The 13,868-nt window shown below is 70.0% G+C and carries 14 protein-coding genes; 9 read left to right on the top strand and 5 right to left on the bottom strand.

Translation table 11 applies throughout. The annotated features are described in order from the left end of the window. The first annotated feature begins 471 nt into the window (after positions 1-471). Positions 472-1,047 carry a hypothetical protein gene (locus ACGFYV_RS29035; protein ID WP_393881461.1) on the top strand — a complete coding sequence of 192 codons (576 nt, stop codon included), beginning with the start codon at positions 472-474 and terminating at the stop codon, positions 1,045-1,047. A gap of 91 nt (positions 1,048-1,138) precedes the next feature. Here the strand turns inward: ACGFYV_RS29035 and ACGFYV_RS29040 are convergent, their stop codons facing one another. From ACGFYV_RS29040 to ACGFYV_RS29050, 3 genes are all read right to left on the bottom strand, one after another. Beyond that, positions 1,139-1,525 carry a DUF6278 family protein gene (locus ACGFYV_RS29040; RefSeq protein WP_393881462.1) on the bottom strand — a complete coding sequence of 129 codons (387 nt, stop codon included), beginning with the start codon at positions 1,523-1,525 and terminating at the stop codon, positions 1,139-1,141. Positions 1,526-1,732: 207 nt separating this feature from the next. After that, positions 1,733-2,287 carry a hypothetical protein gene (locus tag ACGFYV_RS29045; RefSeq protein WP_393881463.1) on the bottom strand — a complete coding sequence of 185 codons (555 nt, stop codon included), beginning with the start codon at positions 2,285-2,287 and terminating at the stop codon, positions 1,733-1,735. 216 nt (positions 2,288-2,503) lie between these two features. Next, complete coding sequence (locus ACGFYV_RS29050; RefSeq protein WP_393881464.1) at positions 2,504-4,111, bottom strand: glycoside hydrolase family 20 protein; 1,608 nt, start codon at positions 4,109-4,111, stop codon at positions 2,504-2,506. A gap of 173 nt (positions 4,112-4,284) precedes the next feature. On the opposite strand from ACGFYV_RS29050, the gene ACGFYV_RS29055 reads away from it, so the two are divergent. The 8 genes from ACGFYV_RS29055 (at position 4,285) to ACGFYV_RS29090 (ending at position 10,564) form a co-directional block, all read left to right on the top strand. Then, positions 4,285-4,890, top strand: coding sequence for a 2-oxo-4-hydroxy-4-carboxy-5-ureidoimidazoline decarboxylase (locus ACGFYV_RS29055; protein WP_393881465.1), 606 nt, complete (start codon positions 4,285-4,287; stop codon positions 4,888-4,890). Between the two features lie 158 nt (positions 4,891-5,048). Then, positions 5,049-5,429: a succinate dehydrogenase, cytochrome b556 subunit gene (sdhC, locus tag ACGFYV_RS29060; protein ID WP_362312441.1), complete on the top strand. Its 381-nt coding sequence runs from the start codon at positions 5,049-5,051 to the stop codon at positions 5,427-5,429. A gap of 5 nt (positions 5,430-5,434) precedes the next feature. Beyond that, positions 5,435-5,917: a succinate dehydrogenase hydrophobic membrane anchor subunit gene (locus ACGFYV_RS29065; protein ID WP_393881466.1), complete on the top strand. Its 483-nt coding sequence runs from the start codon at positions 5,435-5,437 to the stop codon at positions 5,915-5,917. Positions 5,918-5,936: 19 nt separating this feature from the next. Then, positions 5,937-7,691: a succinate dehydrogenase flavoprotein subunit gene (gene sdhA / locus ACGFYV_RS29070; protein WP_393881467.1), complete on the top strand. Its 1,755-nt coding sequence runs from the start codon at positions 5,937-5,939 to the stop codon at positions 7,689-7,691. Beyond that, positions 7,691-8,452, top strand: a complete 762-nt coding sequence (locus ACGFYV_RS29075) for a succinate dehydrogenase iron-sulfur subunit (RefSeq protein WP_393881468.1) — start codon at positions 7,691-7,693, stop codon at positions 8,450-8,452. The genes sdhA and ACGFYV_RS29075 overlap by 1 nt, the downstream gene beginning before the upstream one ends. Before the next feature lie 134 nt (positions 8,453-8,586). Further along, positions 8,587-9,204, top strand: a complete 618-nt coding sequence (locus ACGFYV_RS29080) for a hypothetical protein (protein WP_393881469.1) — start codon at positions 8,587-8,589, stop codon at positions 9,202-9,204. Between the two features lie 108 nt (positions 9,205-9,312). Further along, positions 9,313-9,723, top strand: a complete 411-nt coding sequence (locus tag ACGFYV_RS29085; protein ID WP_393881470.1) for a VOC family protein — start codon at positions 9,313-9,315, stop codon at positions 9,721-9,723. Positions 9,724-9,820: 97 nt separating this feature from the next. Further along, positions 9,821-10,564, top strand: a complete 744-nt coding sequence (locus tag ACGFYV_RS29090; protein ID WP_393881471.1) for a TetR/AcrR family transcriptional regulator — start codon at positions 9,821-9,823, stop codon at positions 10,562-10,564. A gap of 73 nt (positions 10,565-10,637) precedes the next feature. Here ACGFYV_RS29090 and ACGFYV_RS29095 read toward each other — a convergent pair whose 3' ends face one another. Together ACGFYV_RS29095 and ACGFYV_RS29100 are read right to left on the bottom strand one after the other, a co-directional pair. Continuing rightward, entirely contained in the window at positions 10,638-12,197 is a 1,560-nt protein-coding gene (locus ACGFYV_RS29095) for an ABC transporter substrate-binding protein (RefSeq protein ID WP_393881472.1), read from the bottom strand. 263 nt (positions 12,198-12,460) lie between these two features. Then, positions 12,461-13,786: a metallophosphoesterase gene (locus ACGFYV_RS29100; protein ID WP_393881473.1), complete on the bottom strand. Its 1,326-nt coding sequence runs from the start codon at positions 13,784-13,786 to the stop codon at positions 12,461-12,463. Between the last annotated feature and the right edge of the window lie 82 nt (positions 13,787-13,868).

The raw sequence follows: 13,868 nt of genomic DNA on the forward strand, positions 1-13,868 counted from the left end.
GGACGGCGGCTCGACGAGCGGGTGATCGTCGTCGCCGAACCAACCCTTGACGGTGTCGACAATCCCCTTTCCGCCACCGCCGTCACCGTCGTCCGAACCGGACGCCGCATAAGCGACCTGCGGCAACGCGGTACCAACCACCGCGGATACCACAAGGCACGCTATAAGCCTGCCCAATCTGGGTTTCACCGCAACCCTTTCCTTGTGTCAGTCGTCATAAACATCGACCGCTAAACATTCGACCGACCTCATCAGAGGAGGTCAGACGTAGCGGCGCCGCGGTTTTAGTCACACGAGTGATGGCATGTCAACTGAGTTCGCGAATCCCGAAAGTTCACCCATCGCGGTAAATCGGCGCCCGGTTTGTCCGGCCACTGGCAGGCGCCGTCCCGCGTCCTGTATAAGAGCCCGGATCCGGGAATTCCGGCAGGTGCGCGCGAATTCGAGCGACCGATTCACAAGGGACTTTTCATGGGCGCTGAAGAGCGGGAAACGACGGCGGACGCTGCCGCCGACACCAAGGCGTTCGACGGGAGTTCCGACGACAACTCCGCGCCCGACGAGCCGGCGCGCGCCTCCCACCCCGATCGCACCGGTCTCCTCATCGGCGCCGCCCTGCTCGCCGTGTGCACCGGACTCGTCCTCTACGGCGTGCTCGACAGCGAGGACAAGCCGGCCAGACCCTCCGCCCCGACGGCCGCGGTGACGTACGAGGTCACCGGTGACGGCACCGCCGACATCGCCTACCAGGGCAGCAGCGGGGCCGGGACGGCGACCGTGGACCACGCGGTGACCCTGCCGTGGAAGAAGACCGTCCACGTGCCGCTCGGCAGGCCGCCGTTGGTCTCGATCACGCTCGGCGAGAAGGGCGGGCAGGCGAGTTGTTCGCTCGCCGTGCGCGGCAATCACGTGCAGACCGCGTCCGCGTACGGGCGGTTCGGCCGGGCCACCTGCCAGGCGGAACTCCCGTCGGCGACACCGGCGCAGTCAGAGTCAGAGGCGGAGTCGGGGTCGGGGTCGGGGTCGGGGTCAGAGTCCGCCGGATGATGGGTTCCGTGCGATCCGCGTACCGGGCCGCACGGCCTTGTGCGACGTACGGGCCGGGTCCCGCCCGCTGCGAGCGGGGCCCGGCGCCGGTTCATCCGCCGGCGGTGGCGTCCCGGCACAGCAGGCGCAGTGAGCCGTTGCCGGCGTACGCGCGCCGGGCCTCGTCCACGGGGTCCCACAGCCGGCCGTCGGGCGTGCGGACCCAGTGGTCGCCGCCGGTCGCCCACCACTGGGCTCCGGTCTGCCGGACGATGACCTCGCCGGCGTAGGCGCCGAATCCGCGCAGCACGTTCTCGACCGCCTCGTACGGCGGCCCCTCGCGCCGGATCTCCTCGATCATGCGGTCGACCCGCCACAGGCTCTGTGCCGAGTAGTCGAGCCGCACCCGCGCGCCCTCGCGCATGGCGGCCACCGCGTCCGCGGCCCATCGCGCGGGCTTCGCCGCGGCGGGCGGCCTGGTCTGCGTCTGTGCTGTCACGTGCTGCGCTGTCACATAGGGAAGAGCGGTCCCGACCTGGGATCCGTCACCCTGTTCGCCGCCGGTGCGGCAACCGGCGCAGGACCGCCCCACCTCAGGTGCAGGACGCGCACAGGACTCCCCCGGGAAACCGGGTTTGCGGCTGCCCGGGTCGGAATTCGGGCGGTACGGACGGCCGGGGGGAGTCGAGCGCGCAGACTGCGGCCGCTACGCCAGCCGTTCCCGGCGCGAGACCACCGCGCGCAGGACCCGCCGGCCCTCGACGGTGACGTCCAGGGCGCGGCGCAGGCCGTGCGCGCCGTGCCCGGCGAGGACTTCGAGGACGAGGATCTGGCGGCGCAGTTCGGCGGAGACCAGCGGGGAGACGCTCTCCGGGCCGCCGGCGCGTTCGTCGTCCACGTCGTCGGCGGGGGTGTTCTCGTCGACGGCGGGGTCGAGCTGCCGGTGGATGAGCAGGGAGGCGACGGAGCAGGCGTCGGCCCAGGCCCGTACCGCGTCGCCGGTGCGCTCGGCCGGGGCGGCTTCCAGCATGCGGCGGGCGAGCCGTGCCGCCTCGTCCTCGCCGGGGCCGGCCGGGGCGAGCGTGCCGCGCGCCTTGTCCAGGCTCGCGGACCAGTCGGAGCCGTCGGCTAGGTGGGCCCACAGCGGGCGCAGCAGCTCGTCGTCGCCGCCCAGCAGGGGGACACACCGATCGGAACAGGCCAGCCCGCCGGCCGCCAGTCCACGGTCGTCGGCCTGCGCGATCAGTTCCATCAGGCTCATGGAAGCCTCCAAAACCGGGGCCCGGCCTTTGCACGGAGCCCGCACTTCCCCTTACTGCGTGGATCGGCCCGGGAGTGTCACAGCGGGCGTTTTTCAGCCAAGGACGGGGCCCGCGAGCGCCCGCCGGTGCTGCATGCGAATGATCGTGAGGGCGGGCCCTGGCGCTCCGCGGCTCCGGGACGCCCTCGGCCCGGCCGGTCCGCCGGCTTCGTGAACTCAGCCCAGCCGGTCCGCCAGCTTCGTGAACTCGGCCCAGGTCAGGCTCGGCTCGCGCGGGTCCCACAGCTTCTGCGCGGTGGCCCGCAGCGGCATCCGGATGCCCGCGGCGACCTGCGCCTCGGTCTGCGCGTCGGGGACGTCGCACCACACCGCGAACGACCCGCCGAGGATCTGCCCGTCGTACCGCGCCGGAACGGCGGTCGTGCCGCGCACCACCCGCGGGGTCCACTGCTCGTAGATGCGCTGCCCGGTCGGGTAGACGAAGGTCTGCGGCTCGCCGAGCACGTAGTAGAGGAACTCGTCGTTGTAGTTGATCAGCTCGCGTCCGTCGTCCAGGTACCTCACCGGCTCCGTGGCACCGATCTCCTTGCCGGTCCAGTAGGCGACCTGGAGGTCCTTGTCGACCTGTACGGACGTGCCGCGGAAGAAGCCGTCGTTCCACGCCCTGATGGTGCGTTGGTGGGCCCGTACGGTGGCGGCGCGGTCGTTCATCCAGCCGGTGGCGAGGTCGCCGACGGTCGCGCCGGAGCCGTACTTCCGCTGGGCCGCCGCCGCGAGCTGCGGGAAGGAGGCACCCGGGTCGGAGACGGTCAGGGCCTGGTACTCGTCGCCGCCCAGGTGCCACTGGCCGCCGGTGAAGAGCCCGGCGTACTCGTTCAGCAGATCGTCGACGATCTGCGCGGAGGCGGGCTTGGAGATGTCGATCGCGCCGCGCGTCGGAACGCCGTTCACGTTGCGCAGCTGCAGGTCGGGGTGGGCGGCGAGCACCGCGCCCAGGTGTCCGGGCGAGTCGATCTCGGGGACGACGGTGATGTGCCGGGAGGCCGCCAGGTCGACGATCTTCTTGACCTGCGCCTTGGTCAGATGGTCCTTGGAGACGATCTCGGGGTGGGTGCTGGACTCGATCCGGAAGGCCTGGTCGTCGGAGAAGTGCAGCCCCAGTTCGTTGAACTTCAGATCGCCCAGCTCACGTATCCGGTCCTCGATCCACGTCTCGGAGAACGGTTTGCGCGCGATGTCGAGCATGAAGCCGCGCACCGGCTTGGCGGGTTCGTCGCGTACGACGCCCTCCGGGGCCGTGCCGCCGCCGTGCACCTCCTGCTTCAGGGTGCGGGTGCCGTAGAAGACGCCCGCCTCGCCCGGCCCGCTGATGTCGACCCGCCCGTCGTGCACGTTCACGGTGTACGACTCGGGGTTGCCGCTCCCGCCGAGCGCGAGCCGTACGTCCCCGGACCGCGCGTCGTCCTTCTGGCCCGCGTAGTCGAGGCCCAGCTCGCCGGCCACCAGCAGGCCCTCGTCGGCCAGTTTCGGGTCGCTCACCAGCACCCGCGCCCCCTTGTGGGGCCCCCAGCCGGGGCCGCGCGCGGGGGTGTGGGAACGCACGGCGGGGATCGTGCTCGGCGCCTCGGACATCGGGTAGGACCGGCTGGGTGACGGACTCGGGGCGGCCTCGCCGACGTCCACGACGCCGCGGGTGCCCTCGCCCGCCGAGGCCCACAGGCCGACGCCCACGCCGACCGCGACGGTCCCGACGACCGCGGCCGCGACCACCGCCCGCTTCCGTTTGACCTGCCGCGCCGAAGAGCGGCGTCTGTGCTGACTCACCTGATCAACGTACGGCCGATCGACCATCCATACGTCATCGAGGCGTTCCGAAACTCTGCCGTTCGAGTGAAATTCGGGCATCCACCGGACACACTGTGATCACTCTCGATAACCTGACGACACACCTTTCACAGCATCCCCTGCCACTCACAGCATCCCCTGCCACACCACATGTGACGCGAGGACCCACGCTGCCAGCGCATCGCCCGCCCTGTCTCCCCAAGCCGCTCGACGCCTTCAACGCGGCCCCCGCCACCGAGGCCCGAGCCCTCCTCCTGCACTGCCTGCGCAGCCCGCACTGGTCCCGCCGACTCGCCGACCACCGCCCGTACCCCGACCTGGGCGCCCTCCTGGCGGCGGCGGACGAGGCGGCGTACGACCTCTCCCCCGGCGACCTCTCGGAAGCCCTCGCCGGCGAGTCGCTCCCCGAGCTTCCCGCGGACACCTACTCGGCCGCCCACATGGCCCTGGGCGCGGCCCACGCCGCCTACGAGGCCCGATTCGGACACGCGTTCGTCATCTATCTGGGCGACGCTCACCCGGACGAAGCCATCGACCGCATCCTCGAAGCCATCCGATCACGATTGGTGAACGATCCCGAGGAGGAACGGGTCATAGCCGCGGAGGAACTGCGGCGCCTCGCGGGAGGGCGGCTGGCCCACCTCCTCAGGGGCGCGGGGCCGCATCCACCAGCGGCTGCGCCGCGGGGCGCGAACGGTCACAGCGCGCCCGCACCCGGCAGGGAACCGCACACACCACCCCGGATGCCACATCTCTAGCCCGTCCGGTGCCACTTTGATCACACAAGGTAGGCCCCCTGTCAGGCACGGCGCGGCGCATCGCTACGATGCTGGGGGCCGGTGGACCGTACCCGGCCGGGCCCGACCGACCGTGAAGCCGGCGCGGCCCTAGTCCCCGCTCCCCGGAGGGAACTTCCGTGCCGGCTGGAACGCTGTACCGCGGCCGGGAAGGCATGTGGTCCTGGGTGGCTCATCGAGTCACCGGTGTCCTCATCTTCTTCTTCCTGTTCGTTCACGTGCTGGACACCGCTCTCGTCCGTGTCAGCCCCGAGGACTACGACAAGGTCGTAGCCACCTACAAGACGCCGATCGTCGCGTTGCTGGAGTACGGCCTCGTCGCCGCCATCCTCTTCCACGCGCTCAACGGCCTGCGCGTCATCGCCGTCGACTTCTGGTCGAAGGGCCCGCGCTACCAGAAGCAGATGCTCTGGACCGTCGTCGGTGTCTGGGTCGTCCTGATGGTCGGGGCGATCTACCCCGTTCTCGGCCACGCCGCTCGTGTTCTGTTCGGGAGCTGACGCCCATGTCCACGACTGAAACCACCGTGTCCGGAGTCGGCCCCGTCGAGGGCACCCCCGTGTACAACGTCGACAACCCGGCCCCGCTGATCGAGGCTCCGCGCCGGCGCACGAAGAAGACCCCGAAGTCCACGCGGGGCAACTTCGAGATGGCCGCCTGGCTGTTCATGCGCCTGTCCGGCGTCGTCCTGGTCGTCCTGGTCATCGGCCACCTGCTGATCCAGCTGGTGCTGGACGGCGGCGTCTCCAAGATCGGCTTCGCCTTCGTGGCCGGCCGCTGGGCGTCCCCGTTCTGGCAGGTGTGGGACCTGGCGATGCTGTGGCTCGCGATGCTGCACGGCGCCAACGGCCTGCGCACGGTCATCAACGACTACGCGGAGCGCGCGAACACCCGGCTGTGGCTGAAGGCTCTGCTCTACACGGCCACGGTGTTCACCATCCTGCTGGGCACGCTGGTGATCTTCACCTTCGACCCGAACATCCGCTAGGCACGGGGCTGCGAGAATCATGAAGATCCACAAGTACGACACCGTCATCGTCGGCGCCGGTGGCGCGGGCATGCGCGCGGCCATCGAGTCGACGAAGCGCAGCCGCACCGCGGTCCTGACGAAGCTCTACCCGACCCGCTCCCACACGGGCGCCGCGCAGGGCGGCATGGCCGCCGCGCTCGCCAACGTGGAGGAGGACAACTGGGAGTGGCACACCTTCGACACGATCAAGGGCGGTGACTACCTGGTCGACCAGGACGCCGCCGAGATCCTGGCGAAGGAGGCCATCGACGCGGTCCTCGACCTGGAGAGGATGGGCCTGCCGTTCAACCGGACGCCCAAGGGTGAGATCGACCAGCGCCGCTTCGGCGGCCACTCCCGCAACCACGGCGAGGCCCCGGTCCGCCGCGCGTGCTACGCGGCCGACCGCACCGGCCACATGATCCTCCAGACGCTGTACCAGAACTGCGTCAAGGAGGGCGTGGAGTTCTTCAACGAGTTCTACGTCCTGGACCAGCTGATCACCGAGGTCGACGGCGTCAAGCACTCGGCCGGTGTCGTCGCCTACGAGCTGGCCACCGGTGAGATCCACCTCTTCCAGGCGAAGTCGGTCATCTACGCCTCCGGCGGCACCGGCAAGTTCTTCAAGGTGACCTCCAACGCGCACACCCTGACCGGTGACGGCCAGGCCGCGTGCTACCGCCGGGGTCTGCCGCTGGAGGACATGGAGTTCTTCCAGTTCCACCCGACCGGCATCTGGCGCATGGGCATCCTGCTGACGGAGGGCGCCCGTGGTGAGGGCGGCATCCTCCGCAACAAGGACGGCGAGCGCTTCATGGAGAAGTACGCGCCGGTCATGAAGGACCTCGCGTCCCGTGACGTCGTCTCCCGCTCCATCTACACGGAGATCCGCGAGGGCCGCGGCTGCGGTCCCGAGGGCGACCACGTCTACCTGGACCTGACCCACCTTCCGCCGGAGCAGCTGGACGCCAAGCTCCCGGACATCACCGAGTTCGCGCGTACGTACCTCGGCATCGAGCCCTACACGGACCCGATCCCCATCCAGCCGACCGCGCACTACGCGATGGGCGGCATCCCGACGAACGTCGAGGGTGAGGTCCTCTCGGACAACACCACCGTCGTCCCGGGCCTGTACGCGGCCGGCGAGGTCGCCTGTGTCTCCGTGCACGGCGCCAACCGCCTCGGCACCAACTCGCTGCTGGACATCAACGTGTTCGGCCGCCGCGCCGGCATCGCCGCCGCCGAGTACGCGCACAGGGCCGACTTCGTCGAGCTGCCGGAGAACCCGGAGGCGTTCGTCGTCGAGCAGATCGAGCAGCTGCGCTCCTCCACCGGCAACGAGCGGGTCGCCCAGATCCGCCGTGAGCTGCAGGAGACCATGGACGCCAACGTCATGGTGTTCCGCACCGAGCAGACGATCAAGACGGCGGTCGAGAAGGTCGCCGAGCTGCGCGAGCGCTACAAGAACGTGTCGATCCAGGACAAGGGCAAGCGGTTCAACACGGACCTGCTGGAGGCCATCGAGCTGGGCAACCTGCTCGAACTGGCCGAGGTCATGGCCGTGTCCGCCCTCGCCCGCAAGGAGTCCCGCGGCGGTCACTACCGCGAGGACTACCCGAACCGCGACGACGTCAACTTCATGCGCCACACCATGGCGTACCGCGAGGTCGGCAACGACGGCTCGGAAACCGTCCGTCTCGACTACAAGCCGGTCGTCCAGACCCGCTACCAGCCGATGGAGCGTAAGTACTGATGGCTACCCCTGTTCTGGACAAGGTGGAGGCGGAGGCCGCGGCGTCCCCCTACATCACGGTCACCCTGCGGATCCGCCGGTTCAACCCGGAGGTCTCGGCGGAGGTCCACTGGGAGGACTTCCAGCTGGAGATGGACCCGAAGGAGCGCGTCCTCGACGGTCTCAACAAGATCAAGTGGGACCTGGACGGCACGCTGACCTTCCGCCGCTCCTGCGCCCACGGCATCTGCGGCTCGGACGCCATGCGGATCAACGGCAAGAACCGTCTGGCCTGCAAGACGCTCATCAAGGACGTCAACCCCGAGAAGCCGATCACGGTCGAGCCCATCAAGGGTCTGACGGCCCTGAAGGACCTCGTGGTCGACATGGAGCCGTTCTTCCAGGCGTACCGGGACGTCATGCCGTTCCTCATCACCAAGGAGACGAACGAGCCGACGCGCGAGCGTCTGCAGTCCGCCGAGGACCGCGAGCGGTTCGACGACACCACCAAGTGCATCCTGTGCGCCGCGTGCACCTCGTCCTGCCCGGTGTTCTGGAACGACGGCCAGTACTTCGGTCCGGCCGCGATCGTGAACGCCCACCGCTTCATCTTCGACAGCCGTGACGAGGCGGCCGAGCAGCGCCTGGAGATCCTCAACGACCGTGACGGCGTGTGGCGTTGCCGTACGACGTTCAACTGCACGGACGCCTGCCCGCGTGGCATCGAGGTCACCAAGGCGATCCAGGAAGTCAAGCGCGCCCTGATCACGCGCCGCTTCTGATCTCCGTCCGGCTGTGCCGGCGTGGGCCCCGTTCCCGGTTTTCGTACCGGGAACGGGGCTCTGTGCATCCCGGAGCGGGGTACTGGCAGGATGACACCTCGATCCGACACAGCCACCATCAGGGGGACGAGAGCATGACCGAGCCGAATCCGCACAACGGCGCGAACCAGTGGGGTCCCGAGCAGCCTCCCGCGGCCCCCGCGCAGCCTCCGGTTGCCCCCACGCAGCCCCCGGGGTTCCCGCCGCAGCCGTTGCCGCAGGGAACACCGGCCTACGGCTACCCGGCCGCGCCGCAGGGCCCGCCCGGGTACGGCTACCCCGCGCCCGTGGAGCAGGGGTACGGCTTCCCGCACCCGCAGGACCCCGCCGCGATGGCGATGGGCGGCGCCCCGATGCCGATGGGCGGCGCTCCGCTGCTGACCATCGGCGACATCACGGTGACGGGCGATCAGATCGTCACCCCGGCAGGCCAGTTGCCGCTGCGCGGCGCGGTGTGGAACGCCACCGACATGTCGCACACCGAGGAGAAGATGCCGACGCACGCCATCGTGCTCGCCATCATCTTCTTCCTGTTCTGCCTGCTCGGTCTGCTCTTCCTGCTGATGAAGGAGAAGAAGACCACGGGCTACATCCAGGTCACCGTGACCAGTGCCGGCCGGCACCACTCCACGATGATCCCGGCGCACAGCCCGGACGCCTTCCAGGCCGTCATGGGCCAGATCAACTACGCCCGCTCGCTGAGCAGCATGTAGGTCCGACGTAGGTCGGATGCAGGTCCGTCCCGCCTTCCGAGGGAGCCCCGCCGGATCCTCACCGGTGGGGCTCCTCGCTTCCGGGCGGCTTCCGCTTAATCTGACGACATGTCAGACGAAGAGTCGTACGAGCTGCTCGGGTTCGACAACGTGCTGCTGCCCGTCGGGGACCTCGGCGAGGCCGTGCACTTCTACGAGCGGGCCGGGTTCACCCTGGGATTCCGGTTCGACGCGGCCGGGATCGCCCAGCTGAAGGTCGGCGGGGAGACCCCGGGGATCCTGCTGCGCGCCGAGGAGGCGGTGGGGCACCGGTCGCCGCCCTGGCCCTCGCCCCGGCTCTGGCTGGAGGTGCCGGACGCCCGAGCGGCCGCGCACCGGCTGGCCGACGCCGGGATCACCCCGCTGGACGAGCCCTTCTCCGGAGCCACCGGCTGGACCGTGGAGATCGCCGATCCCTGGGGCAACGTCCTGGGCTTCACGGACTACACGAAGCGGCCCGAGTTGGCGCGCAGGGGCTGAGATCCAGCTTGGCGGGCAGGGGCCGGGAATCCCGCTTGGCGGGCAGGGGCTGAGATCCCGGGCCGTGGCACCCCGCCCCAGTCGTTAGGCTCTTCTGGTGCCCGCGAAGAACGACGGCCCCGAGGCGGCCGGACCCCAGTCCAAGTCCGAGCAGACCCGTGCGCTGATCCTGGAGACCGCGATGCGGCTGTTCCAGGAGCGGGGCTACGACAAGACGACGATGCGGGCCATCGCCACGGAGGCCGGGGTCTCCGTCGGCAACGCCTACTACTACTTCGCGGGCAAGGAGCACCTGATCCAGGGCTTCTACGACCGGATCGCCGCCGATCACCAGGTGGCGGTCCGGGAGATCCTGGACCGGGAGACCGACCTGGAGGCGCGGCTCGCCGGTGTGCTGACGGCATGGCTGGACATCGCCCGGCCGTACCACGAGTTCGCGGTCCAGTTCTTCAAGAACGCCGCCGACCCCGACAGCCCGCTCAGCCCCTTCTCCCCGGAGAGCGAGCACGCCCGCGAGCAGGCGATCAGCGTGCACCGCGAGGTGCTGGCCGGCTCCAAGTCGAAGGTGGCGCCCGAACTGCGGGACGTGCTGCCCGAGTTGATGTGGCTCTCGCAGATGGGGCTCGTCCTGTACTGGGTCTTCGACCGCACCGAGGGGTACGAGCGCAGCTACCGGCTGGCCAGGCGCGGGGCGCGGCTGACCGCGCGCGGGGTCGCCCTGGCGCGGTTCCGGGTGCTGCGCCCGCTGGTCCTGGAGGTCCATGAGCTGTTCACGGACTTCCTGCCGGGCATGACGAAGGCCCTGCCCGACCCGGGGGCCAGGGCGCGGCGCGAGAACTGACCGCGCCCCGGCCGGAGCCGGGGCGGGTACCTGACGTCACGGACGGTGGATCAGATCCGGTCGTCGGCGTGGATCAGATCCACTCCAGGCGCCACAGGCGGAACACGCCCGTGCCGTCGAAGAGGTTCTGGCCGCCGCCGACGGCCTCGGTGCTGACCACGTACTCCTTGCGCTGCCACAGCGGGATCAGCGGCACGTCGGTGGCCACATCAGCCTGGATGGTGCGGAAGTCCGTGGCCGCCCGGCCCCGGTCCGCGTACTGCTGACTGTCCAGGATGAGGGAGTCGACCGCCTTGTTGCTGTAGCCGGTGCTCATGGTGGAACCGGTGCCGACGAGCGAGGCGCCGAAGGTGTCCGGGTCCGGGTAGTCCGCCACCCAGCCGACCGCCCAAGCGTCCATCTTCCCGGCGGCCCAGCGCTTTTGGAAGTCGGTCCACTCGTAGCCCTGGATGTCGACCTTGAACAGGCCGTCGGCCTCCAGCTGCTTCTTCAGCGCGGCGGCCTCCTCCGCGCCCGCGCCCCGGCCCTTGCCGTAACCGAAGGTGAAGCGCACCGGCAGCTTCACCCCGGCCTCGGTGAGCAACTCCCGCGCCTTCTTGGCGTTCTGCGTCGGGTAGGCGTCGAAGAAGGACGTCGTGTGGCCGGTGATACCGGTCGGGATCAGCGAGTAGAGCGGGTCGACCGTGCCCTTGTAGACGGTGGCGGCCAGCTGCTCACGGTTGACCAGCCAGGCCATCGCGCGGCGCACCTGTACGTCGTGCAGCGGGGAATTCGCCCGGGTGTTGAGGTACAGGTTGCGGGTCTCGGCGCTGTCGGACTCGGTGACCCGGTGGTTCGGGTCGCTCGGGTTGAGCCCGGACAGCACGTCCGGGGGCAGCGTCCGGGTGGCCACGTCGATCTGCTTGCCCTTCCAGGCGCGGTCGAGCGACGCGGAGTCGGGGTAGTACAGCAGGTCGACCGGCGGGCCGGTGCCGTCGATGAAGCCCCGGTAGTTCGTGTACGGCGTGAGGACCGCCTTCTTGTCCTTCGTGTACGACGCCAGCGTGTACGGGCCGGTGCCGTCGACGCCGAAGTCCGCGCGCAGCCGGTCGGCCGGGTACATGTCCTTGTCGACGATGGCGCCGGCGCCCGTGGCGACCTTCTGCGGGAAGGTGGCGTCCGGAGAGGACAGGTGGAAGGTGACCGTCGTGTCGTTGTCGGCGGTCACCGAGCCGAGTGTGGAGAAGAGAGACGCCGGACCGACCGGCGAGTTGATCTTCTTGACCCGGTCGAACGAGTACTTCACGTCCTCGGCGGTCATCTTGCGCCCGCTCGGGAACGTGATGTCCTCACGCAGCCTGCACTGGTAGACCCGCAGGCCGCTGCCCTCGAAGGCGCAGCTCTTCGCCGCGTCCGGGACCGGTGCCACACCTCCCGGTTCGAAGGTCAGCAAGGACTGGAAGACGTTGCTGAACAACGCCCAGGAACCGGCGTCATAAGCGCCTGCCGGATCCAGTGCCGTGACGGCGTCCGTCGTTCCGACGGTGATGGTCTTGTTCTTGTTCTGCTGCGACGGAAGCAACTGCCAGGCGCCGACGCCGACTACGGCGAGTACAAGCAGTGTCAACAGAATGCGCATGCGAACAGATCGCATGGTGGTGCCCTCCCCAGGCCTCCAAGGCCCTACCCCTGGACCAGCACAATTTCGCCACTCCCCCAGTGGCGCGGCTCACCTAATCACACGTGTCTCACCTGGCGGAAGGGGGGTCCGAACAGATGAACAAGAACTTACCGACATAATGTTTACGGCTGTGTTTCACAGCCCCTTCGCAGGAGGGGAAGCGGTTTCCGCCGGGGTTTCCGCCGGGGTTTCCGGCTGGGCTCCCGCCGGGTTGCCGCCAGGCTCGCGGCCTGCGGTTACGCGCGCGTGGAGGCCAGTTCGATCACCGTCACGTCCGAGGGCGCCCCCACGCGCGTGGGCGGTCCCCAGGCGCCCGCGCCGCGGCTGACGTACAACTGCGTGTCGCCGTAGCGGTCGAGACCGGACACGGTCGGGTTGGCGGCTGCCGCGATCAGGCTGCCGGGCCAGAGCTGGCCGCCGTGGGTGTGGCCGGAGAGCTGGAGGTCGACGCCGTGCCGTACGGCCTCGTGGATCTGCACCGGCTGGTGGGCCATCAGCACGCACGCGCGCGCCGGGTCCCGGTCGCCGAGCGCCTTGCCGAAGTCGGGGCCCTCCCCCTCGCTCTCACCCTGGAGGTCGTTGACCCCGGCCAGGTCGAAGTACGGCAGTGCGGTGCGGGCGTTCTCCAACGGGTGCAGGCCGAGCGTGCGCACCTCGGCGACCCACTGGTCGGCCCCGGAGAAGTACTCGTGGTTGCCGGTGACGAAGTAGGCGCCGTGCCGTGCGGTGAGCCGGGCGAGGGGAGCGGCGGCCGGACCGAGGTCCTTGACGCTGCCGTCCACCAGGTCGCCGACGACCGCGATCAGGTCGGGCTGCGTCGAGTTGACCGTGTCGACGACCCTTTGCGCGAAGTCCCGGCCCAGGACCGGGCCCAGGTGGATGTCGCTGACGACCGCGATCCGGAACCCGTGCGCGGCGCGCGGCAGCTTGGCCAGCGGCACGGTGACCCGCCTCACCTGCGGCCCGCGCAGCACGCCGTACGTACCGAGGCCGACCGTCCCGACAGCGGCGGCGGCCACCGCGCCACCGACGACACGGGAGACGAAGAGGCGGCGGGTGGGCACTGACGAAGGTGCCGGGGCGGGCGTGGTGTCCGGCACGGACGAGGCGGGGGCAGCGGGCGCCGGGACCGGCAAGGACGAGGCAGGGGCAGCGGGCGCCGGGACCGGCAAGGACGAGGCAGGTGCAGCGGGCGCCGGGACCGGCACGGACTCCCGATCCCGCACGGACTCGCGCGCCGTCCCGCGCTCCAGCACGCGCCGCAGCAGGGGCCGTACGACCTCCCCCGCCGCCACCGCGAGCAGCAGGTACAGCGCCAGGGCCATCCACAGGAAACCGGGCCAGGCCAGCGTGCGCTGCAGCCAGAAAGGCGCGCCGGAACGCTCGGCGACCAGGGCCGCGACCATCAGCACCGGCCCCGCCGTGAACACCGCGGTGCCGGCCCGGCGGGCGGGTCCGGGCCCGCGCGTCGTGTCACGGACCAGACGGCGCCACACGTACCAGTGCCCCAGGACCAGGACGGCCAGGACGATCAGCGCGACGAGCGCGAAGACGATGACCACGCTGCCGTATCCCCCGCTATGACGACCGGCGCAGCGCGCGCGGCCCGCGCAACCCGACGAAAGTGATCCGTGAGCATGTGGC

It is taken from the genome of Streptomyces sp. NPDC048297 (genome assembly GCF_043201585.1).
GTDB lineage: Bacteria > Actinomycetota > Actinomycetes > Streptomycetales > Streptomycetaceae > Streptomyces.